Source organism: Actinomadura sp. 6N118, from assembly GCF_044326415.1.
Classification (GTDB): Bacteria; Actinomycetota; Actinomycetes; order Streptosporangiales; family Streptosporangiaceae; genus Spirillospora.
Genome location: NZ_JBIRAZ010000011.1, coordinates 211,519 through 237,965 on the forward strand (window position 1 = coordinate 211,519; position 26,447 = coordinate 237,965).

27 protein-coding genes are annotated in these 26,447 nt (G+C 67.9%); 11 read left to right on the forward strand and 16 right to left on the reverse strand.

The window, feature by feature from the left end:
- Positions 1–138 precede the first annotated feature (138 nt).
- Complete coding sequence (locus tag ACH34W_RS28195; RefSeq protein WP_395964109.1) at positions 139–1,245, forward strand: RNA-guided endonuclease InsQ/TnpB family protein; 1,107 nt, start codon at positions 139–141, stop codon at positions 1,243–1,245.
- A 664-nt stretch (positions 1,246–1,909) separates the two neighbouring features.
- On the opposite strand, the gene ACH34W_RS28200 is transcribed toward ACH34W_RS28195, so the two are convergent.
- The gene (locus tag ACH34W_RS28200) at positions 1,910–2,425 is read right to left on the reverse strand and encodes a nuclear transport factor 2 family protein (protein ID WP_395964110.1); all 516 of its coding nucleotides are present in this window, start codon (positions 2,423–2,425) and stop codon (positions 1,910–1,912) included.
- 58 nt (positions 2,426–2,483) lie between these two features.
- Here ACH34W_RS28200 and ACH34W_RS28205 point away from each other — a divergent pair, with 58 nt between their 5' ends.
- A complete protein-coding gene (locus ACH34W_RS28205; RefSeq protein WP_395964111.1) occupies positions 2,484–3,131 on the forward strand; it encodes a winged helix-turn-helix transcriptional regulator in 648 nt (215 codons plus the stop codon).
- Complete coding sequence (locus ACH34W_RS28210; protein ID WP_395964112.1) at positions 3,128–3,859, forward strand: hypothetical protein; 732 nt, start codon at positions 3,128–3,130, stop codon at positions 3,857–3,859. Before ACH34W_RS28205 ends, ACH34W_RS28210 begins: the two co-directional genes overlap by 4 nt.
- Positions 3,860–4,223: 364 nt before the next feature.
- Here the strand turns inward: ACH34W_RS28210 and ACH34W_RS28215 are convergent, their stop codons facing one another.
- Positions 4,224–4,616: a VOC family protein gene (locus ACH34W_RS28215; RefSeq protein ID WP_395964113.1), complete on the reverse strand. Its 393-nt coding sequence runs from the start codon at positions 4,614–4,616 to the stop codon at positions 4,224–4,226.
- A 437-nt stretch (positions 4,617–5,053) separates the two neighbouring features.
- Here ACH34W_RS28215 and ACH34W_RS28220 point away from each other — a divergent pair, with 437 nt between their 5' ends.
- Positions 5,054–6,118 (forward strand): hypothetical protein, encoded by a 1,065-nt coding sequence (locus tag ACH34W_RS28220; protein WP_395964114.1) that lies wholly within the window; start codon positions 5,054–5,056, stop codon positions 6,116–6,118.
- Positions 6,119–6,389: 271 nt separating this feature from the next.
- Here ACH34W_RS28220 and ACH34W_RS28225 read toward each other — a convergent pair whose 3' ends face one another.
- Positions 6,390–7,256, reverse strand: coding sequence for a peptidoglycan-binding protein (locus ACH34W_RS28225; protein ID WP_395964115.1), 867 nt, complete (start codon positions 7,254–7,256; stop codon positions 6,390–6,392).
- A gap of 455 nt (positions 7,257–7,711) precedes the next feature.
- Positions 7,712–8,146 (reverse strand): ester cyclase, encoded by a 435-nt coding sequence (locus ACH34W_RS28230; protein WP_395964116.1) that lies wholly within the window; start codon positions 8,144–8,146, stop codon positions 7,712–7,714.
- Between the two features lie 335 nt (positions 8,147–8,481).
- On the opposite strand from ACH34W_RS28230, the gene ACH34W_RS28235 reads away from it, so the two are divergent.
- Both ACH34W_RS28235 and ACH34W_RS28240 read left to right on the forward strand, forming a co-directional pair.
- The gene (locus ACH34W_RS28235; protein ID WP_395964117.1) at positions 8,482–9,024 is read left to right on the forward strand and encodes an RNA polymerase sigma factor; all 543 of its coding nucleotides are present in this window, start codon (positions 8,482–8,484) and stop codon (positions 9,022–9,024) included.
- 48 nt (positions 9,025–9,072) lie between these two features.
- A complete protein-coding gene (locus ACH34W_RS28240; protein WP_395964118.1) occupies positions 9,073–9,540 on the forward strand; it encodes a peroxiredoxin family protein in 468 nt (155 codons plus the stop codon).
- Positions 9,541–9,640: 100 nt separating this feature from the next.
- Here the strand turns inward: ACH34W_RS28240 and ACH34W_RS28245 are convergent, their stop codons facing one another.
- The 3 genes from ACH34W_RS28245 to ACH34W_RS28255 form a co-directional block, all read right to left on the reverse strand.
- Complete coding sequence (locus ACH34W_RS28245; RefSeq protein WP_395964119.1) at positions 9,641–9,880, reverse strand: EF-hand domain-containing protein; 240 nt, start codon at positions 9,878–9,880, stop codon at positions 9,641–9,643.
- A gap of 150 nt (positions 9,881–10,030) precedes the next feature.
- On the reverse strand, positions 10,031–10,465 hold the full coding sequence (locus tag ACH34W_RS28250; RefSeq protein ID WP_395964120.1) for an iron chaperone: 435 nt from the start codon (positions 10,463–10,465) through the stop codon (positions 10,031–10,033).
- 97 nt (positions 10,466–10,562) lie between these two features.
- Positions 10,563–11,123 (reverse strand): hypothetical protein, encoded by a 561-nt coding sequence (locus tag ACH34W_RS28255; protein WP_395964121.1) that lies wholly within the window; start codon positions 11,121–11,123, stop codon positions 10,563–10,565.
- A 284-nt stretch (positions 11,124–11,407) separates the two neighbouring features.
- Here ACH34W_RS28255 and ACH34W_RS28260 point away from each other — a divergent pair, with 284 nt between their 5' ends.
- The 3 genes from ACH34W_RS28260 (at position 11,408) to ACH34W_RS28270 (ending at position 14,902) form a co-directional block, all read left to right on the forward strand.
- Complete coding sequence (locus ACH34W_RS28260; protein ID WP_395964122.1) at positions 11,408–12,562, forward strand: alpha/beta hydrolase family protein; 1,155 nt, start codon at positions 11,408–11,410, stop codon at positions 12,560–12,562.
- A gap of 199 nt (positions 12,563–12,761) precedes the next feature.
- Positions 12,762–13,217 carry an ATP-binding protein gene (locus tag ACH34W_RS28265; RefSeq protein ID WP_395964123.1) on the forward strand — a complete coding sequence of 152 codons (456 nt, stop codon included), beginning with the start codon at positions 12,762–12,764 and terminating at the stop codon, positions 13,215–13,217.
- A gap of 62 nt (positions 13,218–13,279) precedes the next feature.
- Positions 13,280–14,902, forward strand: a complete 1,623-nt coding sequence (locus tag ACH34W_RS28270) for an FAD-dependent oxidoreductase (protein ID WP_395964124.1) — start codon at positions 13,280–13,282, stop codon at positions 14,900–14,902.
- 6 nt (positions 14,903–14,908) lie between these two features.
- On the opposite strand, the gene ACH34W_RS28275 is transcribed toward ACH34W_RS28270, so the two are convergent.
- From ACH34W_RS28275 to ACH34W_RS28305, 7 genes are all read right to left on the reverse strand, one after another.
- Entirely contained in the window at positions 14,909–16,129 is a 1,221-nt protein-coding gene (locus tag ACH34W_RS28275; RefSeq protein WP_395964125.1) for a sensor histidine kinase, read from the reverse strand.
- Complete coding sequence (locus tag ACH34W_RS28280; RefSeq protein ID WP_395964126.1) at positions 16,126–16,815, reverse strand: response regulator transcription factor; 690 nt, start codon at positions 16,813–16,815, stop codon at positions 16,126–16,128. Before ACH34W_RS28280 ends, ACH34W_RS28275 begins: the two co-directional genes overlap by 4 nt.
- A gap of 67 nt (positions 16,816–16,882) precedes the next feature.
- Entirely contained in the window at positions 16,883–18,229 is a 1,347-nt protein-coding gene (locus ACH34W_RS28285) for a cation:proton antiporter (RefSeq protein WP_395964127.1), read from the reverse strand.
- On the reverse strand, positions 18,192–19,718 hold the full coding sequence (locus tag ACH34W_RS28290) for a cytochrome P450 (RefSeq protein ID WP_395964128.1): 1,527 nt from the start codon (positions 19,716–19,718) through the stop codon (positions 18,192–18,194). Before ACH34W_RS28290 ends, ACH34W_RS28285 begins: the two co-directional genes overlap by 38 nt.
- Positions 19,712–20,752, reverse strand: a complete 1,041-nt coding sequence (locus ACH34W_RS28295; RefSeq protein ID WP_395964129.1) for an alpha-hydroxy acid oxidase — start codon at positions 20,750–20,752, stop codon at positions 19,712–19,714. Before ACH34W_RS28295 ends, ACH34W_RS28290 begins: the two co-directional genes overlap by 7 nt.
- Positions 20,736–22,331 carry an NAD(P)-binding domain-containing protein gene (locus ACH34W_RS28300; RefSeq protein ID WP_395964130.1) on the reverse strand — a complete coding sequence of 532 codons (1,596 nt, stop codon included), beginning with the start codon at positions 22,329–22,331 and terminating at the stop codon, positions 20,736–20,738. Before ACH34W_RS28300 ends, ACH34W_RS28295 begins: the two co-directional genes overlap by 17 nt.
- A 39-nt stretch (positions 22,332–22,370) precedes the next feature.
- Positions 22,371–23,873 (reverse strand): class I adenylate-forming enzyme family protein, encoded by a 1,503-nt coding sequence (locus ACH34W_RS28305; RefSeq protein ID WP_395964131.1) that lies wholly within the window; start codon positions 23,871–23,873, stop codon positions 22,371–22,373.
- Between the two features lie 92 nt (positions 23,874–23,965).
- Between ACH34W_RS28305 and ACH34W_RS28310 the strand changes: the two genes are divergently transcribed.
- Both ACH34W_RS28310 and ACH34W_RS28315 read left to right on the forward strand, forming a co-directional pair.
- On the forward strand, positions 23,966–24,655 hold the full coding sequence (locus tag ACH34W_RS28310) for a sulfotransferase family protein (protein ID WP_395964132.1): 690 nt from the start codon (positions 23,966–23,968) through the stop codon (positions 24,653–24,655).
- A 308-nt stretch (positions 24,656–24,963) separates the two neighbouring features.
- The gene (locus tag ACH34W_RS28315) at positions 24,964–25,401 is read left to right on the forward strand and encodes an SRPBCC family protein (protein WP_395964133.1); all 438 of its coding nucleotides are present in this window, start codon (positions 24,964–24,966) and stop codon (positions 25,399–25,401) included.
- Positions 25,402–25,414: 13 nt separating this feature from the next.
- Here ACH34W_RS28315 and ACH34W_RS28320 read toward each other — a convergent pair whose 3' ends face one another.
- Positions 25,415–25,726 (reverse strand): L-rhamnose mutarotase, encoded by a 312-nt coding sequence (locus tag ACH34W_RS28320; protein WP_395964134.1) that lies wholly within the window; start codon positions 25,724–25,726, stop codon positions 25,415–25,417.
- Between the two features lie 14 nt (positions 25,727–25,740).
- Positions 25,741–26,391, reverse strand: a complete 651-nt coding sequence (locus ACH34W_RS28325; RefSeq protein ID WP_395964135.1) for a GntR family transcriptional regulator — start codon at positions 26,389–26,391, stop codon at positions 25,741–25,743.
- Between the last annotated feature and the right edge of the window lie 56 nt (positions 26,392–26,447).

Below are 26,447 nucleotides of genomic sequence, written 5' to 3' on the forward strand. Positions count from 1 at the left end.
GCCACCCCGATGTGATGCGGCGTGCTAGCGCCGCCCGGGGCCGCCTGAGGCCGGTGGTGGAGCGGCGTTGGATGTGTCGGTCACCACAGATGTGTGACGTTGAGTGATTTTGTCGGTGCTGTTGGTTACCTTGTGGGTGTGAAGATTGTGGTGCAGGTGAAGCTGCTGCCGACGCCTGAGCAGGCGGCGGCACTGAGCGCGACCCTGCACGCCTGCAATCAGGCGGCGAACCGGGTATCGGCCCAGGCGCACGAGACCGAGGTGTTCTCCCGCGCCAAGCTGCAAAAGCTCGTCTACACCGAGGTGAAGGCGGCCGGGTTGTCCGCGCAACCGACCCTGCACGTGATCCGGAAGGTCGCCGACGCCTACACCACGCTGCACGCCCAGATCGACGCCGGGCTGCTGGGCGGCGAGCGATCCAAGCGGCGCCGTAAAGCCGAGTCCAAGCCGATCGCGTTCCGCCCCGATGCGGCGCACCCGTTCGATGACCGGTGTCTCAGCTGGCAGTACGACGCCCGCACGGTGTCGATCTGGACGGTGCACGGCCGGTTGCCGGGCATCGCGTTCACCGGGTCGGCCGCGCAGCTGAAGACCCTGGCCGAGCACCGCCAGGGCGAATCGGATCTGGTGTTGCGGGACGGCATGTGGTTCCTGTACGCCACCTGCGACATCGAACAAGCCCCGCTCAACTCTGATCCGGGCGACTGGATCGGGGTGGACCGGGGGATCGAGAACCTGGCCACCACCAGCGACGGGGACAACTACCAGGGCCAGGCGTTGAAGCGGTACCGGCGGGCCCAGGCGCGCCGCCGCGCCGAACTGCAGGCCAAGAAGGCCGCCGGATCCAGATCGGCGGCGCGGCGGCTGGCCAAACGCACACAGCGCGAGGCCCGGCACGCCACCCACCAGAACCACATCATCTCCAAGCAGATCGTGGCCGATGCCCAACGCACCGGACGCGGAATCGCCATCGAACACCTCGATGGCATCCGCGACCGGGTCCGGCTCAAGCGGCACCAGCGGGCCACGCTCTCCAACTGGCCGTTCCACCAGCTCGGCACCTTCCTGGCCTATAAGGCCCTGCGGGCCGGGGTGCCGTTCCTGCAGGTGGATCCGGCCTACACCTCGCAGAAGTGCCCCACCCCGTGGTGTGGGCACGTCTCGAAGAAGAACCGCCCCACCCGGGGCACTTTTTGTGCGTCGCGTGCGGGCTCGCTGGCCTGGCCGACGACATCGCCGCCGTGAACGTCCGCAACCGGGCGCGCACGGCGTGGGCATTTGTCACCATGCCCGACCCCAACCCCCCCACCACCCGGCCCACCCGGGCCAGGCACGGGACAAAAGGGGTGATGCGCCCCACCACCACAACCAGTGGCGACCAGGGAGCGCGACGAAGCGTGAACGGAACCACCGGGCCGTTCACGGCCGAGAAGGTGACTGAGCCCCGCTCCGCGCCCACTGAGGCTGGCTGGAAACTCTGGCGCAACGGCGACAGCGCGCGGGGCCTGGTCGGCCATCAGCGGCTGGTCAACGTCGTCCGCACGCTGGGAGCACGCCTTCGACGTCAACGGGACCGTTGTGAAGAGCCTCTACCCCAGTTGGACTCCCACTGCGCTAAGTGACAGTCCCGACTGCCAACGGCCACCCAACGCCATCCGCTGCGGCCCCGAAGCGGGTCGAAACATCCAGGACTTCTACCGCTCGCTGTAGGCCGAGCCAACAGTCGATGGATATCCCTCATCGACGAAGCCGGCTCAGCACAGGCCGCTCTCCCATCCACAAACCGCACGCGCGGTCCACGCAAGTGGACCGCGCAAAGCGCACGGGCCTTCTCGCGGTCAGACCACAAGCCCTCAGCGTCGCAACCAGTGGCAGGTGGTCAGGCTCGGAGCGTGGCCGAGTGGAGGGACTACAAGAATCTGGGCGTCAAGCGGTCGGCGGTGCGCAGCACGAAGGCGAGTGGCCGAGTGAGGACCGCCACGGTCGCGCCCCGCAGACGTCCGCGACGCCTCGCCGAAACCCGTGGCGGGAGGGCGGCGAACAGTGTCGCGAGGCCCGCAAGCGGGCGGACGAAGACCGTGAACTCAACGATCTGTCCCTGGTCGTTGAAGCGCACCAGATTGATGGCTTCGAGCTCGACCCCGCGAACGCGCGCATGAAAGGAGAACGAACGCGTATCGCCGCGCGCGAGTGGTTCGGTGGTGTGGATGTCCTCGAGGACGGCGAAGATATCGCGGTGCAGTGCCGTGACCTCTTCCTTGCCCTCGAAGCGTATCCGCGACGTCATCGGGGAGTGAAAGACGACGTCGGGCGCCAACAGCTCGGCGACTGCATCCGCGTCGCCGCTCTCCCCGGCGGCGCGCAGGGCCGTGATCGCCGTTGAGATCGGCGAGGTGGAAGGAGCGGCCGGACCGGAGACAGACATCGGAACCCACTCTCGTGACAAGCATCTCCTGTTAGGGTGCTTGATAAAATCAAGCTGCATGGAGGAAGTCAAGCTGATGCCGACTCGCTCCTATGGGCAGTTCTGCGGCCTGGCGCGCACGCTTGACGCGGTGGGTGATCGCTGGAGCCTGCTGATCGTCCGCGAGCTGCTCCCCGGCCCGATGCGCTACAGCGAACTCGTGGCGTCGCTGGGTGGGATAGCCACCAATCTGCTAGCCGACCGCCTGCGGAGCTTGGAGTCCTCCGGAGTGATCGAGCGGCGGGTGGGCCACACCAGCGGTGTCGTCTACGCCCTGACGCCCTGGGGCAGTCAGCTCCGTGAAGCAGTCGAGGCGCTCATCCGCTGGAGCACCCCGCTGATGATCAGCGGCCCAGGAGACGACGCCATGCAGCCTCGCTGGCTGGCCGTCGCACTCCCGGCGCTGCTCCGCGGAAGAACGGCGACGCCTCCGGTTGAGCTCGGCATCGAGTTTCCCGGTCTCTTCATGACCCTTCGGATCGACAAGGACGGCCCCCACGTGACCGTCCAACCCGACCGGCGTCCCGACACCATCCTCACAGCAGAGCCAGCGGCGGTCCTGGGACTCGCCGCCGGCGCGATCACCATCGACCAGGTACTGTCCCAAGCCAGCGTCCACGGCGATCCACGCGTCCTCACCACGGTGCTCGCCGGCGCCCAGACATGAGCGGGCTGCTCGACGAGGTCCTCACCGCCCATGGCGGCCTTGAACGATGGCGCGCGGTGACCGCCCTCACCGCCCGCGGCAGATTCGGCGGCCTCCTGCGCTCACGCTTCCCCGGAAACCGAATGGCCAACGTGACCGTCCGGGTGGATTTGGCAGAGCAGCACGCCGTCTTTCACGGCTTCCCACAACAGGATCAGCAAGCGGTGTTCGATCGAGGCGACGTACGGATCGAGACCCGCGACGGCGAACTGATCAACGCCCGGCGGAACGCCCGCGCCGCCTTTGCCGGCCTCAGCGGACTCCGTCGCAACCTTCGCTGGGACGCTCTCGATGCCGCGTACTTCGCCGGATACGCATGGTGGAACTACCTCTCGACACCCATGCTTCTGACGCGTGAAGGAGTCACCGTCACCGAAGGCGACGCGTGGCCGGAGGCAGGTGAGCAGTGGCGACGCCTCGAGGTCAGCTTCCCCCTGGACGTCCACACCCACTCCCAACGACAGACCTTCCACGTGGACGCTGCCGGCCTCATCCGCCGTCACGACTACGTCGCCCAGCCAATCGGTCGGTGGGCGCACGCCGCCCACTACTGCTACGACCACCGACACTTCTCTGGACTCGTCTTTCCCACCCACCGACGGGTGCGCCCACGAGGACCCGGCGGCCGGTCCCTCCCCCATCCGACCCTCGTCGCAATCGACCTCGATCAAATCAAGATCGAGACATGACCGCACGGTCCCCAGCCGAGCGTCGAAACTCCCGTAGCGGGCAACCGTCGCCGGAGTTGACTCGCTCCAAGCTGCCGGTGCCACACGCGGCGACGACCCTCACTGGCACCTGCAGCGCAGTCATCAGCGCGAGCGGACGGACCTCAAGATCGCTATGCGACCGCATGGTCTGTGCCACGAATGTGCGTGACGGCCCCGCTGACCGCGTTCCCGGTCACCTACCTGCAGCGGAGCGTCTGGCGCGGCTACGGGCTCTGTGGGGTCCAGCGGCGGACGTGACCGAGCAGGAGAGGACGGACGCCGGGGCCTGTCACGCGCTCGGCTTGGAGCCGGCGCCCGGTGATTAGCGCATTGCCGAGTGGAATCAGACGTCGGCTTCGATGGCAAAGGTATTGCCGTCTGGGTCCTGGAACCACGCGATACGTCCACCGCCAGCCCGAGGAGTGATCCCCTTGGCATCATGTTCGAACTGGTCGTAGCGGACGAACTCGACGCCGGACAAGACGAGCTCGTCAACGATCTGGTCGATGTCGTCGACATACCACGTCGCCAGTGTCGCCGAGGTCTTCCCGGCAGTGTCCGACTCGTACACACTCAGCGCCGGCCCGCCACCAGAACCGTAGACGCGGCTGCCTTCTTCGATGTCTGCGCTGGGGCCGGACTCCAGCACCGGCAGACCCAGTTTGCCTTCGTAGAACGCGACCGCCCTCTGAATGTCGGACACGGCGATCGACGGCCTGAGTTCATAAGCGCTCAAGGGCATAAACCCACTCTCTCACACGCGCGCAATCGACCGTTCCCGCTGCCCTGGCGCCTCTTCAAAGGCACCAGCGAGTCCGCGCGGGAGCGCGCTACCCGCTGCCGACTGGGTACGGCACGCTGGCTGGTCGGCAACGTGATTGGGATTCACAGCCCGGTGTGGCAATGGAAGCTCGTTGCGGCGCAGCGCGGAGTGCCAGATCGCGTTGCTGGCGTGACGACTTCCGCGCCCTGCAGTCCTGTTGACTCGCGCCCTTGCCCCTCAGGCGCACCCGTTGACAGCGTGATCGAGCTAGCGCAAGCATGATCGGCATGCTTCGGCGACTTTCGATCATCGTGCTGACCGCGACAGTGGCCATACAACCGTTTGCCCACGTTGGCGCCAAAACGGGAACGCCCGCAGCCAGCTCTGCGAAAGCCCCCGCTTCAGGAGCCTTGGGCGCGAACTTCAATCAGAATCTGGACGCGCTCGATTATCGCGAGCTGAACGAGGCGCGAGTCAGGTGGGTGCGCGGATTCTTCCCGATGCCGGCGGTCGACAAGAGGCCGCCCGCCAAGCACTTCGCGATCCGCACGATCAGTGACGCCGCAAGGCGTGGCCACGACACGATCCTGAGCCTGAAGTTTCCCTACAACGGCACGTCGTTCCCCAAGCCGGGCAGCCCGAGGATGCGGGCGGAGCTGGTCAGGCTGAACAAGGTGCTGCCCCTGGTCATGGGCAAGGTCGACATTCTGACCATCGGCAACGAACCGTTCATCGAGAGCAAGCCGGGCGAGCGTGATCAGCGGCTCAACGTGTTCTACGAGACCGTCGCCAAGCACGTGATCGGCTTCCGCAACAAGCGCTGCGGCGTGAACTGCGGCACGGCGCTCTACATGGGCGCGCTCAACCGGATCCACCAGCCCGCCCAGCGCACGCCCGCGGTCGAGCGCTGGATGGCCTTCGTGCGCAAGACGCCGGAGATCAAGGGTGTGGACATCCACCCGCACGTCCCCGCCTCGCGCGACGCCAAGGCCTTCGTCGACTACATCCTGCCGAGGATGCGCAAGGACCAGAAGTTCCTGGTGACCGAGTTCTCGCTGATGCCGCTCTGGCGCCAGCACATGACCGACTCGGTCCCGGTCTCGTTCACCGCCAAGTACGGCTACCCGAAGGGCATCAAGGTCTGGCAGGTGATCAAGGCCGCCATCGGTACGCCGTTCAGCGAGCGGAAGTGGGCCGACTTCCTGGGCGCCTGCCCGTGGTTCGCCAAGCAGTCGGGCTTCCTGCGCGAGCAGATGAAGCTGTACCGCGGCACCGGCCGGCTGGCAGTCGCCACGTACGCCTTCAAGCAGGACGACCTGATGGTGCAGAACTGGGGCCCCAAGAAGGACCCGTGGCTGCTCAACAGCGTCTACGCCCGCTACACCGTGCAGCCGCGAGGCAAGCTGTCCGGCCGCAGCCCCTGGTTCCACGACTTCCGCGCCCTGCAGAAGGCCCCGGCCCGACAGCCGAAGTGACCCCCAGCCTCCGTCGGCACGAGCGCAAGAAGGAGTTGGCGAAGCGCCCGATCTCACGGTGGCCCAAACGCCGTGAGCCTTCGCCGGTGTTTTGGTGAGGCGTCGCCCGCCCGGCATGGAAGTGCACCGATCTCCGGGGACGCATTTCGGTCTCACAGATGGCGCGAGCGGCGAGTCGCCAAAAACGGCGATGGCTTCGGGTGGTCACCCGAAGCCATCTGTGCCGAACTAATTCCCTGAAGGAAGCGAGCCCCTGTAAGCGTGAGCGCTATCAGCGGCGCTGGCGCTGGTACTCCTCCCAGGTGCGGATGGGCACCTTCGGGCCGTCGTCCTTGCCGCGGTTGGCGAGACCGTTCAGACCGAGGTAGTAGTCACCGACCTGGTGCTGGGCCGGGGTGGCAAGGTCGGTGTCGTTGATGGCGGTGGCGTGGATGTGCCACGGCCAGTTGCCCTGCTTGGGGCTGCGCACCCATGCCGCGAAGCCGACACGGCGCAGCTCGCGCACAACCTTGGTACGGGTGGCGGCGTTCATGCCCTTCACCGAGATGTCGATGACGCCGCCGCCGTCGTGGGTGCCCTTGGACGTGGGGTCACCGCCGGGGTTGTACGAACCCTGGTCCAGCACGAGATTGCGACCGCCGAGCCGCTTCTTCGCCTCGGCCAGCATCTTCTTCGTACGGGTGTTGATGACGTAACGGCCATACTTCACCCGGGCACCCGGAACGATGACGTGGTTGAGCTTGAAGCGGCCGGCTCCGAGCTTGGTGAGCGACGCCTTGCCCGGCAGGCCGTTGGCGGCGACCCCCTTGTAGCCGAGCGACTTCTGGTACTTCGTGAAGGCGGTGACCGTCGTGGTGCCGTAGTGACCGTCCACGTACTTCGCGGCGAGCAGGCGGCGGTCGCGCAGCGCCCGCTCAACGAGGAGCACGCTGGCCTTGGCGCCCGGGGTCAACTTGTTGTTGGGCCGCCGCGGGTCGATCTGGGCCGCCTTGACAGTGGCTTCCATGTTCACGCTCGGCAGTGCCTTGGCGCCGGCCGTCTGCGCCGCCGGTGTCTCGGACGCTCCAGCCAGTCCGGGGATGGAAGCGAGCAGGCCGGCCACCACGAGGCCAGCGGCGTATGTGGGAAGCTTCATCATTTCTCCAGGTTGCAGACGCTTGGGGGGCGATGCCCATGGAGAGTCCACCGCATTGATCACCAATGCGCAACAAGATCGACATTGTCCAGCCAACTCCGGACGAACCGGAGACGCGTCCGGCTGGATCTGGATATTTCGCAGCCTGAAGGACCTGGGCATTTACTACACAGAGCGAGAAGACGGGCGCGGGGGCTTCGCAGCCCTCAGCACCCGCGAGCCGGAGCACTCAGCCGCGCGATTCTTCCCGTCACGCCGTTCACGCGGGTAATCACTCCGGTCCGTCGCGGCATGTGCTGCATCGAGGCGAGATCACGCGACGCTGAGGGGGCGCGGGAGGAGCTTCTACAAGGGATGACGCTTGAGACTGGCGCTACGGCGCCAGTCGGCCCCTCGGGGGCTGCGGCCATCGACCGGCGCTGGCGTCTGGACAGCATGGAACGCGCGGTATTGCCCGGCTATCCCGACGCACCGCCAGGCGTCGGCATGACACCAAGCTGCTGAAGAAAGCCGAGGAGATCCTTGTCCGACCACTTTTCGGCAAGCTTGCCGTTCTCGATGCGATGAATCACCGTCGCGGTCATCTCGATTGGCTTGCCGGTGGCAGGGATGCCTGGAAGGTCCCTCTCGTGTACTCCGCGCGCCGTCAGCCGGGTCACGACTTTGTCGCCCTCCGCGATCTGGTCTTCGATCTCGTGGGTTCCGGGCGTCGCGTCCCAGAACAGCTGGAACGCCTGCTTGAGCCCCTCGCGACCGGGCGCAAACCCGGGAAATGGCGGCGGTGCGTGATCCTTGTAGTCCTCAGCCACAAGTTCGTCCATGGCGTCCAGGTTGCCCTCGTCGATTTCCCGATAGAAACGACGAACCAGCCTCTTGTTCTCCTCGGTGGACACAAGAACCCCTCTGCGTGTTTACCTTGCGTCGCCGGAACACCACATCCAACTTGTCTCCCTACCCTTCATGCTTTCTGGCCAGATCCTCGACATGCCATGCCACGGTAAACGTTCACCCAGGAGCCGCCGCCGGTCCGTTCCGCTCGTCGGGACGGGCTGGGGTTTGTCCGCGTGCGGCCGGCGAGGTTGGTCGTGACTACGGTGAATCCTTTCGCGGTGTGGGGGCCTCTTATGGGGTGATGGCCACACTGGGAAGGAGAGGTGGATGGGTGAAGTCATGATGCCGAGTGTGCGGCGGGCGCTTTTCAGGACCTCGGTCCGGCAAGGGCGTGGACGTGGCTGAGCGCCCCTGGGCGAGCGCGCAGCTCATCGAGGCCGCGCAGGCTGGTGACCGCGAGTCGATCACGGCGGTGGTTTACGGTGCCCATCCTCATGTGCGGCGCTTCGCGGAGCATCTTTGTGAGTCTCCGCAGGATGCCGAGGATGCCGCGCAGGAAGCGCTGATCATCCTCTACCGGAAGATCGGCTCACTGCGCGCCACCGGAGCACTGGCGTCGTGGATGTTCCGAATCGTACGGAACGAATGTCTGCGCCGCGCTCGACTGCTGTTCGACCGCTATGACGAGCCCGAAGGTCTGGTGACCTCCGCGGAGGACGAGGCCATCCGGCGCCTGGAAGCCGAACTCGTCGCGCAGGCGATCAAGGAGTTGCCGGACGTGCAGCGCAGAGTATTGATCATGCGGGATGTGCTGGGCTACCCGGGGCGGAGCGTCGCGGAGGTGCTTGGTCTGAGCAACGCCGCGATGAAGTCACACCTGCACCGGGCCCGCCACAAAGTCCGGCTCAGCCTGAGCGGCCCCGGGACCACCGGCGCCTGACCCGAGTCGGCCGCATTCCACAAACCCGAGTTGAAGGGGAGTTTCGCCATGCTTGAAACCGGATCGTCCGCGCCCGACGTGGTCCTGGAGGACACCGACGGCCAGCCCGTCCGCCTGTCCGACTACCAGGGCAGTCATGCCGTCCTGATCTATTTCATGCGGTCGACGTCGTGCCCGGTGTGCAACAGGCACGTCCAAGACCTCGCCCGGCGTCGTAACGAGCTCGCGGCTGATCATGTCCAGGTGCTTGTCGCGGTTCCTGGAGATCGCCAAGAAGCGGCCGCGTGGAAGGCCAAGCGCCAGATCCCGTTCCCCGTCCTCGTAGGCCGCCGGGGCACCCCGCACGAGATGATCGGCCTGGGCAGAAAGCTCTTCGGCTCGATGCAACAGTCAGGCAGCATCCTCGTTGATTCCCAGGGCATCATCCGCCACGCCCACGGCGCCACCATGCCCACCAGCGGCTATGACACGAAGGGGATCAACGCCGCCGTCAAAGGCCTTCGCGCCCACGCATGATCTAGAAGCGGCCTGCTCTGCCTCGTCCAGGGTGCACCCTGACGAGGCAGCGGCCTCTCCGGACAGCACAAGGCCGGCGGCTCGGCCCCAACCTGGACATTCAGTCTTCAGAGCCGAGTTCGGGAAGGTTCTTCGCCAGCGGGACGAACTCAGCCACCGAGAGCAGACCGTCGTTGTCGGTGTCGTACTCGGCGAACAGTGCCTTGACGATGCCCGACAGGTCATTCACCTCGGCCGCGGGAAACATTCCCGCGATCGCCGCCGTCACCTCGTCCACGGTGAGCTGGCCATCCCCATCGGTGTCGTAGCGAGCGAACACCGCCTCGTACTGATCGGACATGATTCCCTTCCGCGCAGGCGACCTTGGTCCTGATCGTAACCACTCCACGGTGGCCGTCGGTCGTTGTTGACGATGTCGTCGTGGCGTGCGGACGGGCGCAGCTCTTCGGGGGCGGCATTCGATGCAGGGCGGGCCGTGGCCTGTTGGTCTTCAGCTCACGGCCTTCTTCACGAGCGCGGCGATCTTTTCCTCGTCGGCGGCGGTCAACCCGGTCAGGGCGAAGGAGGTCGCCCACATGGTGCCCTCGTCGAGGTTCGCGTCCTCGTTGAAGCCCAATGTCGCGTATCGGGTCTTGAACTTCGCCGCGCTCTGGAAGAAGCAGATGACCTTGCCGTCCTTGGCATACGCGGGCTGCCCGTACCAGGTTCTCGGCGAGAGGTCCGGTGCGGTGGCCTTGATGATGGCGTGGATCCGCTCGGCCATGACGCGATCCTCGTCCGGCATCTCGGCGATCTTCTTGAGCACCTCGCCTTCCTTGTCCGCCTTGGCCCCGCGGCGAGTGCTCCTCACTTCTTTGGCGCGCTCCTTCATCGCGGCTCGTTCTTCGTCGGTGAATCCCTCGGCCGACCCCTGGGTGTCCTTCATTGCAGGTCCTTCCATGCACGTCTTGATGACGACCTTCATGCTAGGAAGGCGCCCGAGGCGGTGGCTTCTCCAAAACTGACCGGTCGGCGATGCCGGCTCAGTGCCAGATGATCGGGCCTAGTTCGTCGTGGTCGTTGAAGCTCGGTGCCGGGTCGTCGGGGTGCTTCGCGTTCGTGCCGTACGGCGGGGCCATGTAGTGGATCTCTCGGAGCGGGTCAGATCGGGTTGACAGCGAGAGCTTGCAGGTCACCCATCTGGCGCCCTTGTGGTCGAACGTGGCGGGGGCGGGGACCTCCGGGCAGGCGGGCAGTTCACCGCCCAGCAGGCTGACGTTGGTGATCTCGCCGCCGCTGCGCCGGGCCTCCATCCGGGGCGTGGACAGCGACATGGCGTTGCCGCTCTCGTTGGTGATGACGATCTCGGCGTAGTACGCGGTGCTCCCCTTCAGGAGGGCCCTGTCGTCGGCGTCGAAGTTTCCTCTGATCTTGGAGCCGCTCGTCTGCCGGATCCGCTGCACCGCGATGCCCAGCACGCCCTCTTCGTAGGTCTTGTGCAATGGGTTGAACTCCCGGATGGGCACCATGGCTTTTTGCCCAAACCGCAACCGGGTCCCTGGCCTGGTCATCTTCCCGGTCACCCGTAGCGGCTGGGTCGGCATGGCGGTCTGCGTCTTGGGAACTGGCTGGGTCGGCGGCTTCCGCGCTGGTTGGGTCGGCGGTTTAGGCGCTGGTTGTGTGGCTTCGCTTCCGGAACAGCCAGTCAGCAATACAGCGAGGGTGGCGGCTCCAATTTGGCGGCGGGGGTTCATGCGTACATTTTCCAGGACGCCAGGAGGAGGGGTCATACCTGGGTGGCAGGCGTTTATCTGGCACTGGGAGGTGACGCTGGCTACGGCCTTGGTCTTTAGTGTCGGTGGCCATGAGACGTAGGTCGGTTCTGGCGATGGCGGCGGGCCTGGCGGCGGCCTCGGTGGCGCCGGTTTCGGCGGTCGCGCATGGCGCTGTGCGGGTTGAGTTACCTGCGCCGGGCGGCCCTTATGAGATCGGGACGGTGGCGCTGCACCTGGTTGACCGTTCGCGAGCCGATCCTTGGGAGGGTTCGCCGCAGCGGGAGTTGATGATCAGCGTCTGGTACCCGGCTACCGGGTCTGGGCAGCGGGTTGCGCCACATATGGAGAGGGGTGCGGCCGAACGGTTCGGTGCCGTCACCCGCCATCGGATCCCGCCGGGCACGGTCGACTGGGCGGCCACTCGCACGCATGCCGGCGAGGGCGCGCCGGTCGATCCTCGGGGTCCGTGGCCGGTGGTGGTGTATTCGCCGGGCAGCGGTGATCCGCGCAGCTGGGGCACGGTGTTGGTCGAGGAGCTCGCGAGCCGCGGGTACGTGGTCGCGACGATCGATCACACGTACGAATCTCCGGCCGTCCAGTTCCCGGACGGCTCCGTCAAGGGCAACGATCGGATGCTGGAAGAGTTCGCGCGGGCACAGGAGGAGGGCACTGTTCCTGCTGTGCTGGCGAAGATGCTCCACGCCCGTATCGGCGATACCCGGTTCGTTCTGGACCAGCTCGCCACATTGCCGCGCGGGATGGCCGATCTGCGTCGGGTGGGCATGTTCGGCCAGTCTGCTGGAGGGTTCACGGCCGCCCAGGGCATGTACGAGGACCGGCGGATCCGGGCGGGGATCGACCTCGACGGCACGCTCGAGTTCAACAGCGAGCCGAACGGAACGAATCTCTCGTCTGTTGCCCTCCATGGCTTGCGCCGGCCGTTCATGCTGATGGGCCGGCAGGGCATCGACCACACGAACGAGCCGTCGTGGGGAGCGTTCTGGTCACACAGCCGCGGCTGGCGCAGGGATCTGACCCTGCTGGGTTCCAAGCACCAGACCTACACCGACCTGGCAGCGATCATGCCGCAGACGGGGTTGCCCCGGAATGTCATGGAGGGCGCCATCGGCACGACGGATCCCAGCCGCGCGGTGGTGGCGCAGCGGGCCTTTGCCGTGTCCTTCTTCGACCGCTGGCTGCGACATCGCGACGACCATCTTCTGGACGGGCCGTCCCCGCGTTATCCCGAGATCAAGTTTGTGCGCTGAAATCAAGGTTGACGCAGTGATCAGAGCCCGGCCAGGAAGTCCTGGCCGGGCATTCCAATCAGACACCGGCGCCCGGCACGGCCGTCCTCGTGCTCACCGGGCTCGACGACGCCCACGCCCCTGGTCTCATTGCGGTGATTTCCTGTCGATTCGACGGGCATGGCAAGACATGCAACACCAACCGATAGGAGGAACCGCGATGGAGTTCCTACTGGTGCTGTGCTTGCCCAGGGACGCCAAGACGGCCCACCTGACGCGGGAGGTGCTGGATGCGTCGCTCACCACGCTCGGCGTGGACGAACAGATCTGCGACGACGTCAACCTGGCCGTCGGAGAGGCGTGCGCGAACGTCATCCAGCACGCCGATCCGAGCGACGAGTACGAGGTGCGTGTCCGTACCGTCGAATCGCGATGCCGGATCGAGGTCATCGACACCGGCCGCGGCTTTGACGCGGTGCAGCTGGAAGAGGCCGCCGCGGACGCCGCCGTGACCGCCGAGCACGGGCGCGGTCTCCAGATCATCGACGCGCTCACCGAGAACCTCCAGATCTCCAACCGCCGCCAGCACGGCGCGATCATCCGTTTCGAGATCCCCCTCAAGTGGGAGCCCGGATCCCCTGGCGAGATGCTGGCCGCCATGGCCGGCTGTGGTTAGCCGGTCGCGGGCAGGGCAGGGCGACCCATGCGGGAGCCCCCTGCCCTGCTTGGAGGATCAGCGTGGACCCACTACCCGAAACGACGCTTTCCTACTGGGTTGACAGCGCGCCTGGCCCGTTCAAAAGGGATTGGCCTCCGCTGCCTGACGAGGCCGACGTGCTCGTCCTCGGTGCCGGGATCGCCGGACTGACGACCGCCTACCTGCTGGCGCGCGCAGGCCGTTCGGTGACCGTGCTGGAAGCAGCCCGGATCGCCGAGGGAGTGAGCGGCCACACCACCGCCAAGGTCACGTCCCAGCACAATCTGATCTATGCCGAACTGACCAGGCGCTATGGGCTTGAGAAGGCCGGGCTGTACGGGGAGAGCCAGCAGGCGGCAATCGACTGGATCGCCACCCAAGTGGGAAAGCTCGGCGTCGATTGCGACTTCCGGCGTCGCCACAACCACGTCTACGCCGAAGACCCGTCCTATCTGGACACCTTGCGGAACGAGGCGGAGGCAGCCACCGAGCTGGGGCTTCCCGCCGAGTTCGTCCCTGACGTCGACCTGCCGTTCCGCGTCGCGGGTGCGGTCCGGTTCAGAGACCAGGCGCAGTTCCACCCGCGCAAGTGGTTGCTGGCGCTCGCCGAGGCGATCACCGAGGCGGGCGGGCGGATCCTGGAGGGAGTCAGAGCGACGGGCCTGGGCCGTACGGACGAATCGCTCGTGCACACCAGCGCCGGCGACGTCCGGGCGCGCGATGTCGTGGTGACGACCCACTATCCGGTCTTCGACCGGGGAGCCTTCTTTTCGCGGCTCATCCCGAAACGGGTCCTGTTGATGGCGGCTCCGGCCGACTCGGGCGCTCTGTTCGAAGGCATGTACATCGCCGCCGACACCGGACATTCGATGCGTACGACGCCGGACGGCAACGGCGGGGAGATGCTCTTGCTCGGCGGCGCGGGATACCACCCGGGCGAGGAGCCCGAGGTCGAGGAACGGTTCCGCAAGCTGGCCGCCTGGGGCGAGGACCGCCTGAAGGTAGGCCGCTTCAGCCACCGATGGGCGACGCAGGACAACAGCAGCATCGACAGGCTGCCCTACATCGGCCGCTACCACCCGCTGGCCAAGCATCTCTGGGTGGCCGCAGGGTTCGGCTTGTGGGGAATGACGAACGGCACTGTGGCCGGACTGCTGCTCGCCGACCTGATCAGCGGCAATGAGAACCCCTGGTCCCGGCTGTACGATCCGGCGCGCCTCAACGTCCGCCAGTCGGCATCCAAGCTCGCCAGCCTGAGCCTGAAGACCGGCTTGCACTACACGGCTGACTACCCGCGGGCCTTCGCGCCCGGCGACAAGATCGCGGAGCTGCGCCCCGGCGAGGGCACGGTGACCCACCTCGGCCGCCACCCGGTCGCCGCCCATCGCGACGCCGAAGGCCGGCTGACGGCAGTGTCGGCGGTCTGCACCCACCTGGGATGCCTGGTCGCGTTCAACGACGCGGAGCAGACCTGGGACTGCCCCTGCCACGGCTCCCGGTTCACCGTGGACGGCTCCGTCCACCACGGCCCCGCCACCAAACCGCTGAAGCCCATCAAGATCGACGAAGCCCCGTCCCCCGAAGCGCCATCATCCAAAGCGGCGTCTCCCAAAGCGCCGCCCCCTAAAGCGTCCTCTCCCGATACCTCGCCCGAGGCTCCTTGAGGAGAATCACGCGTCCGGGTCGGTCGTTGTGGCGGCGGCCGGCAGCCGGACGGTGAAGGTGGCCCCCACCCCGGGCCGGCCGTCCGCGATGATCGTGCCGCCGTGCCCGTCGACCACTTCCCGGACGAGGGCCAGGCCGAGGCCGAAACCCCCGGGACCGCCGACGAACCTGGTGAAGAGCCGTTCGGTGTCGCGTGGATCGAGACCCTCGCCGTCGTCCTCCACCGTGAGCGTGACCGTCGGGCCGCCGGTCAAGGTCAGCCGGATATGCCCACCCTCACCGGTATGGACGAGCGCATTGTCGAGAAGGGCGGAGATCACCCGCCGCAGCGCGGACTCTGCCCCGAGAACGACGTGGTCGCCGGGGCCCTGCCGCCGGACCTCGATCGTCACTCCGCGCGCCTCGGCCCGTGCCGCCTCGGCCACGGCGAGCTCATCCGCGAGCGCAGCGAGGTCGACCGGACGGCGCGGCCGCTGCCGGCGCGCGAACTGCGCTGACAGCAGCATGTCCTCGACGACCTCGCCGAACTGGCGGGTCCCGGCGACCAGCCGGTCCACCTCCTCGGTCACGTCCTTCCCCTGCCGCAGCCGGTAGGCGATCAGCTGCGCCCGGGTGTGCAGCCGCGTCAGCGGCGTACGCAACTCGTGGCTGGCATCCGCCACGAACCGCCGCTGCCGTACGAGCGCCTCCCCCAGCGGAGCGATCGCCCGCCGCGCGAGCACCTGGCCGATCAGCAGCGAGCCGAGCAGGCCGCTGACCTCCGTGACGGCCAGCGTTTCCAGGAGCCGCCGCCGCTCCGCGTTCTGCTGCCGCAGATCCATGACCGCCTGCACCACGACGTCGCCGCGCCGCTGGGTGTGGACGAGGTAGTCGTGTCCTCCGATCTTGGCCCGGTCACCGGTCACGCTCAGCTCGCCGCCGGCGACCCGTGTCAGATCGGGCGTGAACGGCAGCTCCGGCGGGGCGCCGGGGGAACGGTGGACGGCGTTTCCCCGGACCTCGAAGAGCCAGACACAGCACGGCGGGTCGGCGACGGGCGCACCGCGCGTCGCCGCGGCGAGGTCGCTGCGCGCGGCGGCGTCCTGGCCGCTCACCGTGACGGTGTACACCAGGGTCCCGACCAGCACGACGACCAGGGAGATCACCCCGGCGATCTGCAAGGTGATCATCCGCCGGGTCCGGAGCAGGAGGCGGCGTTCTGGATCGGAGTGGTCCCCGCCGTTCACAGCTCGCCCACGCGGTAGCCGACGCCCCGTACAGTGCGCACGACGTCCGGCCCCAGTTTGCTGCGCAGGTAGTAGACGTAGGTGTCGACGATCGACTCGGCCCGGGCGCCGTCGAAGACCCCGCGCCGCAACGAGGCGCGCGTGTGGACATGCCGGGGGCGGACGGCGAGCGTGCGCAGCAGACGGCACTCCTGGCCGGACAGCGTCACGTTCTCGCCGGTCGGCAGCCGCACGACCTGCCCTTCGGAGTCCAGCCAGCCGGCGCCCAGCGGCAGCAGCAGCGCCTGATCGAGATTGCGGCGGTGCAGGGCCCGCACACGCGCCAGCAGCTCATCGACGTCGAACGGCTTGACCAGGTAGTCCTCGGCACCCGCGTCCAGCCCGGAGACCCGGTCGGCGACGGTGCCGAAGGCGGTGAGCACCAGGGCGGGGACCGTCACGGCCTGCCGGCGCAGGCGGCGGATGAGCTCCACGCCGTCGAGCGCCGGCAGGCCGCGGTCGATCACCATCGCGTCGTACCGCCGCGTCAGACCCAGGTGCAGCCCGCGCTGCCCCTCCAGGGCCAGGTCGACGGTGTATCGGTGTTCGGTGAAGAGGTCGACCAGCATCTGCCCGAGGTCGCGGTCGTCCTCGACGATGAGCAGCCGCCGAACGGGCCGGTCGGCTGACCCCGATGTCTCGGCCACGCGTTAACGATCTCATCCGCCGTCCATGGACCGCCAGAGTTGGGGCAATTGTGGACAATTCGGGAGATCATTGAACCGGTCCCGCAACTGACACGTCCGGCGACGGCTCCCGGGCGGCCTCATGCCGCTCGGGGCCCAGGGCGGGTTCGAGCCGTGCCGGCAAGGCCAGTTTGTAGAGCGGCAGGGCGCTCCCCGTCGTGATGATCGCGACGAGCACGAGCATGGCGAACAGCTCCTGCGTGATCATCCCGTGGAACAGGCCGATGTTGATGAAGATGAGGATCATCAGCCCTCGCGCGTTCATGAGCGCCCCCACCGCGTACGACTCGCGCCAGGAGAACCCCATCCCCCGCATCGCCAGCGCGCAGCCGAAGTACTTCCCGGCGAAGCCCGCGACCATGATGGCGAGGAAGGCCAGCAGCATGGTGCCGCCCGAGATGCCACTGAGATCGGTGTTGAGGCCGGAGAACGTGAAGAAGACGGGCAGCAGCAACGTCGAGACAACGCCCATCATCCGGTTGTGCAGCACCTCGCGGAACGCGGGATCGCGGGGCATGGCCAGCCCGGCGAGGAATCCGCCGAACACCGCGTACACCCCGATCCAGTCGGTGAGCCAGCCCGCCGTGAGCGGCACGAGGATGACAACGTAGATCGCCGTCGGCCCGAGGTTGCCGGTCCGCGTGAACTCCCGGCCCAGCGGGCGCAGCAACCGGCGGACGACAACGAGCATCAGCACGGCGAATCCGGCGGTCAGCACGATGGTCTGCAGCGCGTCGTCCAGCCCCGACCCCAGGTGCACGGCGGTCAACACGGCGAGAAGGCACCACGCGAGGGCGTCGTCAACGGCGGCCGCCAGCAGTGACAACCGTCCCGGCGGGGAGTTCTCCAACCCTCGCTCGTACAGGATCCTCGCCAGCATCGGGAACGCGGTCAGCGACAGGGCGCCTCCGACGAAGAAGGCGAACTCCACCCGGCTCACGTCAGGCGGCGACAGCGTGCCCCACAGGACCAGCCCAGCGCCGACTCCCAGGGTCAGCGACGGGATGATGCCTGACGCCGCCAACAGCCCGGCCCGCCGCTCCTCACCCTGTATACGTGAGCCGTGATCCAGCCCTGCGCCGACAAGGAACATGTAGAGCGTCAACCCGATCGTGCTCAGCACGTACAGGATCGGTCTGACCTCGGCCGGGAAGATCGCCTTCTGTGCCTCCGGGAACAGCGCGCCGAACAACGTCGGGCCGAGCAGCACACCGGCGACCATCTCGCCGAGGACGCGTGGCTGCAGCACCATCAGGGCGAGGCGGCCACAGATCCCGGCCGTCAGCAAGATCACGACGATGGCGGGGAAGACCTTGAGCATCAGATCGAGATTGGGGTCACCGCTGCTTGCTACTGCCTGGGCAAGTGGGGGCATGGGGGGTCTCCGCTCCTGAGATTCCTGAGAAGTGGCGTTCGCAGAGTCGAAGGCGGCGCGCATGCAGGACCATGGCGGTGCCGAGGACGAGCTGGACGAGGCTGCGCCAGACGTCCTCCCACCTGTCGCGCAGCCGCATGAACAGCAACCGCATGAAGAGCAGCCGCATGCGTGGCGGCCGCGTGCGTGGCAGCCGCATGAAGAGCAGCCGCGTGCGCAGCAGCGCCGGGCGGTGGCCGGCCGCGGGCGCCCGGCTGTCCCGCGGGATGAGCAGGGCCGGTCCGCGGTTGGGCAACGACCGGGTGTGCGAGGCGGATGTGGTGAGCACGTACCGGCGAAAGATCTCCCGCGCCGCGACGCGCATGGTGATCGGTGCCATCCGCCAGGCAGGGCAGGGCCGGTTCGCGGCGACGCCGAACGGGATGTGGTTCACGTCCCGGCCGCTCGTCCGTTCCGACCATCGATCGGGATCGAACCGGTCGGGATCGGTGAAGCCCTCGCGATGGATCCGGGGATAGTCGAAGCACACCACCGACCCCTCCGGAATGCGGATCCCTGCGCGGCCCCCTGCCCCGCTGAGCTCGATGTCGTCGGTGGTGATGCGGTGAGCGATGCCGAAGAGCGGATAGAGCCGCAGCGTCTCCGCGATCACCTGGTCGAGATAGTGATCGTCGTTGTCGGCGCGCACCTTGTCCTGGAGTTCGGGATGCTGGGCGAAGACCATCAGCAGATGGGCCATCGCCTCCGACATCTGGACGACCGCGGTGTTGAAGAACGTGCCTTGCAGGTAAAACGCCTGCTCCTTGGCCGACAGCCCCTCCGGGAGCGGGCATCGCACCTCGTCCAGCCGTTCGGAGAGGTACGCGGTCAACCGGCGGCGCCTGTCCATGTGCCGCAGCCCGCAACACTTGAGCGCGGTGACGACGTCGTTCGCGTTCCCCACGATCAGGTCACGCGCCGCCGGGGGGCAGGGCCGGCCGAACACCAGTTCGTAGTAGAACGCGGCCCAGACCGGCATCATCAGGTCGCGCAACCGGACGAACCCCTGGCCCGCCCGCACCTCACTCGCGACACATCGGCGGGTGAGATCGTCGGCCTCGCTGCGGCGGAGGGCAAGGAAGGTGCGCGTGGCCTTGGCCACGGCGTCGTACCGTTCCCCCGCCTCCAGGTGTTCCTGGTGCACATCGGCCCCAGGCGACAGCCAGTACCAGAACAGGTCCGACAGCGCGGCTCCCTTGCTCCGGCCACCGGCCGCCGGGTGCGAGTAGAGCTCCTTGAACTGCTCCACGCCCACCAGATCGCCGGGGACGGTGATGGCAGCGTCGCCGTTGATCCGGGCGAAGACACGGACCCGCAGCGCCACGATCCGGCCGGGCAGCCACCACGGCAGGCTCACCAGGGCGGCGATGAACGCACCGGCCGATCCCACTTTGAACGCACCGGCCGAACGCAGTTTGAACGCACCTGCCGATCCCAGCTTGATCAGCATGACCGTCGCACCATGCCCGGATCGAGGTCGTGAACGGACACGCAGCCGCACAGCGTGAGGGCCTGTTCGATCTCGGCGCGCAGCAGCCCGAGCACCTGGCCGGCGCCGCGTTCACCGTCGGCCGCCAGCCCCCAGACGACCGGACGGCCGACCGCGACCGCGTCCGCCCCGAGTGCCAGCGCCTTCAGCACGTCGGTGCCGCGCCGCACGCCTCCGTCGAGCAGCACCGGGACGGCCCCGCACACCGCGGCCACGATCTCGGGCAGCATCTCGATGGTGGTGGGGACGGTGTCGAGCTGGCGCCCGCCGTGGTTGGAGACCATCACCGCTGCGGCCCCGTGCAGGATCGCCGTGCGCGCGTCCTCCGGATGCAGGATCCCCTTGAGAACGATCGGGAGCGCTGTGATCTCCCTCAGCCGATGGAAGTGTTCCCACGAGATCGAGGGCGACATGACGATCGGCCGGACTCCGGCGTCCCCGTCCCGGAGGTTCTCGCAGCACATGCCGTCCGGCAGGTCGTCGAAGCCGTGCCGGAGCTCCCGTTCGCGCCGCCCGCGCGCCGGCGAGTCGACGGTGACGACGAGGGCCCGGCAGCCGGCCGCCTCCGCGCGCCGCACGATCGATTCGGTGAACGCCATGTCCGGCTGGATGTAGAGCTGGAACCACAACGTCGCCTCGGGCGCCGCCACCGCGACGTCCTCGATGGCGACCGTCGACGCCATGCTCACGATCATGATCGTCTCGGCCGCGGCGACCGCCCGTGCCGTCGCGCGTTCGCCCTCGGGATGGGCCAGCCGGTGGAAGGCGGTCGGGGCCACCAGCACCGGCATCGCGGCCCGGCGGCCCAGCAACGTGACGTCCAGCTGGCGCTTCTCGGCGCCGCGCAGCACACGCGGCAGCAGCGCCAGCCGTCCGAACGCGGCCTCGTTGGCCCGGAGCGTCACCTCGTCACCGGCGCCACCGGCGAAGTAGTCGTAATGCGCCGGATCCAGCCGTTCGCGCGCCAGGGCCTCGAACTCACGCAGGCTGAACATGGCGGGCGAAGAAGACGCGCAGGGGCTCGACGTGCACCTCCTGGGAGGTCCACTCGTTCTCCAGGTTCTCCGTGATGTGATGAACGACCGGCGGCGCACCCCCCGGCGGGTAGTAGCGGACCACAGGATGCAGGTAGTGGCCTTCTGCTGCCCGTGCGGCGTCGCTCTGCCGGATCCGGCCCACCCCGATGTCGAACGGGTCGACCTGGTCGTGCTCCGGTCCGTACTCCAGCGTGATCCTGAAGCACCCGCCGTCGTGCGGGACCGGCGGGTCGAGATCGACCGGCAACTCCTCCAGGTAACGCGCCTCGCCCTGCCCGTCCGATCTCTGCCCATCCGACCTCTGCCCGTCCAGGGCGATGACGTCGCCCAGCAGCCCGAACTGCTGCCACAGCGCCGAGGTGCGGTTGACCCGTTCGATCACCGCAGCCGCGAGCGCCTCCGGCGTCGCGGGAAGCTCGCGGGACGGCCACGCGGAATCGTGGTAGCGGTGCTCCAGGATGCGGTGCAGCGCACGGACGCCGTACCGGAAGCCATGGATGAACCCGCTTGTGCCGCGCTTGAAGTCGCGGGACTGCGTGATCGTTCCGGCGAAGTAGAGATCGGGGACGTCGGCCGACTCGTACGCGGGCGTCACCGCCGGGAACCTGTCCTGGATCGTCAGCGCGGGCCGGCAGCCCGCCTCGAAGATCGAGCTGTCGAACCGGAAGCCCGTGCACACGATCACCCGGTCGTACGGGATGTCCTTGGTGACCTCGTTGGCGCGGGCGAAGCTCACCGTCACCAGATAGGTGCCGTCCGCCTGCTGGTCCACGCGCTTCACATCGCCGTCGAGGAGCGCGTTCTGGGACTTGAGCTGGTACGTGTCGAGCAGGCCGTTGTTGATCGCGCGAAGATGCCCGACGTAGTGGGTCCGCCACGCCATGCGGATGGAGTTGGGCCCGGCGACGTGGATGACCGCGGCCGTCTCGATCAGGTTGTCCGCGGTCTCGAAGGCCGAGTTGCCCTTGCCGATGATGAGCACCCGCTGATTGATGTAGTCGGCCGGATCGACGGACGCGGTGCCGTAGCCGTCGGCCGTCTCGATGCCCGGGATGTCGGGGATGTTTGGCTGGGTGACGCCGGTCGCGACGACCAGCCGCCGAGCCTCGTACGTCCTGCCGTGCTGGTCGGTCACCTGGAAGGCGCCCGTGTCCCCGGCACGGTCGATCTGGACGGCGCGCGCGTCGTAGACGACCGGCAGATCGCAGGCGCGGGCAAAGTCGCCGAGGTATCTCACCATGTCGTCCGCGTGGGGGAAGTACCGGTCGCTGTAGCGCGTGAACAACAGGTCCGGGTCGTCTGACAGGAGCGAGTTCCAGTCCATCCGGAGGTTGAGCTCCGGGTCGTCATAGCCCGTGTACTTCTTGTTTATCGAGATGAGGGTGCGGTGGCGGGGGAAGGTCTGGAAGAACATGCCCGGCGTCGGTCCCGCTTCGAGGATCAGGTGACTCCGGCCGGAGCGGGTGAGGAAGTACCCCAGCTGAAGCCCCGCGGGACCTGCACCGATCACCAGGTAGTCCAGGGTGTTGTCCGGCACGGTCGCCTCCGTGGGAGCGATGTCGTTGAACAGACAACCTCAATGCTCGCGGGGAATCCTCAGAGAACGATCAGAAAGCAGTGTGGGATCAGAAAGCAGGGCCGCCTTGTCGGGCTTGCCGCTCGCGGCGACCGGCACACCGGACACGGTCGTGATCGTCTGTGGCACGCTGTCGGCGCCGAGCTCGGCGTGGACCAGCGCGCGGAGCGCCTCGCGGTCCGGCTCCCGCCCGTCCAACAGCACGACGAACGCGTGGACGGCCTCGCCCGTCCGGTCGTCCGGTGCCCCGACGACGTAGGCCTCCATGACGTCCGGATGGCGGGCCAGCGCGCCTTCGATCGGCCCCGCGTACACCACCATCGCGTTCACCATGATCGCGTCGCGGGTACGGCCCGTGAGGTACAGGAAGCCGTTCTCGTCCAGGTGACCGAGGTCGCGCGTACGCAGCCAGCCGTCCCGCAGGGTGTCGCCGGTCTCCGCCTCGTCCGCCCAGTAGCCCGTCATCAGGTACGGGCTACGCACGTAGATCTCACCATCCCGCACGCTGATCTCCACTCGCGGATGCGGACGGCCGACAGAGGCCAGAACCCCCGAGGGCCCGCGGGCGATGTCGGCTGGAGTGAGCATCGAGATCGAGCCCGCCTCCGTCTGCCCGTACCCCTGGTAGACCACCGGCCCGAGCCGCTGCACCGCCGCTGCCAGCCGATCCGGGCTGAGCGGCGATCCGGAGACCATGAGCCCGCGCAGGCTGCCGACGTCCACCGGCTCGTCCCTGAGCACCTCCAGCATCGTGTGCAGCCTCGGCACGGTGATGATGGAGCCCGTGATCCCATGGCGCTCGATCGCGTACGGGAACAGCGGCCGCCCGTCCTCTTCGGGGATCACGGCCGTGCCCTCCCCCAGCACGCACAACGCCAAGAACTCCATGACGACCATGCTGGCCAGCGTCCCGAACACCATGTACCGCTCGAACGCGCCGGCGAGCTCCCGCGCGACCGGAGACCACAGGGGCGGCTGCCATGCCCAGTGCTCGCCCAGCGCCCGATAGGTGATCGCACACCCCTTCGGCCGCCCGGTGCTGCCGCTGGTGAAGTTCAACGCGGCGACGTCATCCGGGCGCGCCGTCACCTCCACCGGCCGCCGCTCGTCGGGACACTCCTCAAGCGACATCACCGGGATCGCGCCGGCCGCCGAGAGCAGCTCCGGCGTCGCAGTCGAACGATCCACGACAAGGACCTCGACACCCATCCCAAGCACATGGGCGAGCTGCCCCGCCGCGTACCCGGGCCGTACCCCCACCACCCTGCACCCCAGCACATGCGCACCCATGTGCGCGGCGAAGGCCTCGGGCGAAACGGCCGTGCAGATCGCGACTCCCTGTCCCGGCCCCAACCCGGCCTCGCGTAGCGCGCCCGCCCAACGCCAGATCAGCTCCAGCAGCTCACCCCGCGAAACGCTCCGGTCGCCCTGCTCGAAGACCGTCCTGCCCGGAGAACTCCGCAGCGCGTCAAGAACAGACCCTGGAAAGCCCACACCGTCCATCGTTCAGCTCCATTGCCACGGCGGCCATATCGACATACAACCGGCTCATCGCCCTGCAAAAGTAGACGGCGCAGATCAGAAACGGATCAGATGTGAAGGTCATCGGCGCGGGCTTCGGCCGGACGGGCACGAGATCGTTGAAGGCGGCGCTGGAAACACTGGGCTTCGGGCCCTGCTACCACATGTCCGAGATCATCGCCGAGCCGTCGCGGGTGCGCCAGTGGCTCGACATCGGCGAGGGACGCTCGTCCGACTGGGACGGGGTCTTCGCCGGCTATCAGGCGGCGCTCGACTGGCCCGCTGCCTCCTACTGGCGCGAGCTGGCCGAGCACTATCCCGACTCGAAGGTCATCCTGACCGTTCGCGACCCGGCGAAGTGGTACGCGAGTGTCAGCGAGACCATCTTCGCCAGCGCGCTCGCCGAACGGCGCCCGCTCCCGCTCCGCCGCCGGGTCGTCCGCTGGCTGGTACGCCGCCGTTCGCCCGACTTCGCCCTCTATCCGCGCATGGCCAGAGCCACCGTCATGGACCGGGTCTTCGACGGCCGGATCGACGACCGCGACCATGTCATGAAGGTCTTCGAACGCCACATCGCCGAGGTCAAGGCCACGATCCCGCCCGAACGCCTGCTGGTCTTCGAGGCCGGCGACGGCTGGGACCCGCTGTGCGAATTCCTCGGCGTCCCCGTCCCCGCCGAGCCGTACCCGCAGGTCAACGAACGCGCGGCGTTCCGGCGCAAACGGCCCCGCAGGCTGCTCGGCCTCATCGTCCGCGGACACTGAAGCCGCGCGAGCAGGCCCGGCACCAGGCCCATCGCCACGTTGATCGCCAGATCGGTGGCGAACAGCATCAGCCCGCCCACGAGCAACCGCTCCAGCCCGGCGGTGTCCGTGACGAGCGAAGCCGCGAGCAAGTCCCACCAGAGCTTGACCGACCAAGCCCCCAGGCCCAGCCGCAGCGCGAGCCGTCCGATCACCACCAATGCGTCCATGCAATGCAGACTCGGCGTACCCCCTGACACTCATCGCACAACGCGCTGACGATTTCCGATCAATCGCTGACAGCCCCGCGGGTGCGAGAGGATGGCGGCATGGGAAAGGTCACCGCTACCGCAGAGAAGACGCTCACCGCCGGCACCGAGAAGGTGGTCGCCGCGCTCAGCGACTACACGGGAGTCCGGAGCAGAATGCTGACCGAGCACTTCAGCGAGTACGAGGTGCGGGAAGGCGGGCAGGGCGAGGGCACGGTGGTGCACTGGAAGCTGGCCGCCACCAGCAAGCGCGTGCGTGACTGCCTGGTCTCCGTCACCGTTCCGAGCGAGCACACCCTGGTGGAACGGGACGCCAACTCCTCGATGGTCACCACCTGGACCGTCGCGCCGGAGGGCAGCGGCTCCCGTGTCCGGGTCGAGACGACCTGGGACGGCGCGGGCGGCATCGGCGGGTTCTTCGAGCGCCGCTTTGCCCCCTCCGGGCTTCGGCGCATCTACGAGGCCCAGCTGGCCAAACTGGAGACCGAGCTCCCCTGACGAGGCCCGGCCGTCAGAGCTGCCAGACGATGGGGAGGGTCTGGTCGCCGCCCTCCGCGGAGTAGTCGTGTTTGACGTCCAGAAGCTCGCCCATCCGGGCCTGCCAGACGGTGTTGATCTCCAGGCGGCCGACCTCGGCGAGCAGCCGGTCGTAGTCCTCGCAGTCGATCACGTGGAAGAGGTCGAGGCCGCTGCGCCAGATCGTCCACTCGCGGGCGCCTGCGGCACGGATAGCCGCGGTCAGCTCGGGCGGGACCTCGCGGTGGGCGGCCTCGTACTCGGCCTCCTTGCCGGGGCGCAGGCGGGTGTGCAGGGCGACGCGCATGGATCTCCCGTAGATCAAGTGAGCTTGGCGAGCAATTGGTGACGGGCCCTCGTGAGATGGAACGCGAGGGCCTCGTCGGCGCGCTCAGGCGCGCCGTCGGCGATGGCGTCGAGGATGGCCTGGTGCTCATCGGCGATCTCGGCGATGCGGAGCAGCTCGTACGCCTGCACCTGGGCCATGCACAGGCGCATCTCGGCCATGATCGAGCTGTGCACGCGGCTGAGCCGGGGGCTGCCGAGGGCGTCCACGAGTGACCGATGGAAACGCACGTCGGGCTCGACGATCGCGGTGCTCGACCCGCCGGGACCGCCCAGCTTGCGGATCTCTGCCTGGGCCTCCAGGGCGGCGGGCGGGACCAGCCGCTGCTGGGCCAGCTCGCGCATGACCTGGCGTTCCAGGAGCGTCCGGGAGAGGTAGAGATCAGCGACGTCGGCCGCGTCGAAGACCGGGACCCGGGCGCTCTTGTGCGCGCCACGGCGCAGCAGGCCCTCGCTGACGAGCCGTTCGATGGCGGCCTTGGCGGTGGGCCGGGCCACCTCGTACTCACCGGCGACCTCGGTCTCGGTCAGGACCGTGCCACCGGCCAGCCGCCCGTCGAGCATGCGCTCACGAAGCTCGCCGACCAGCGCATCGACCAGCGACGTCGCCTGCAGACGCACGGACATGAGCCCCCTTCCGGCGGGATTATTTCACAAGAACACTAGACTGACTTGCATACTTG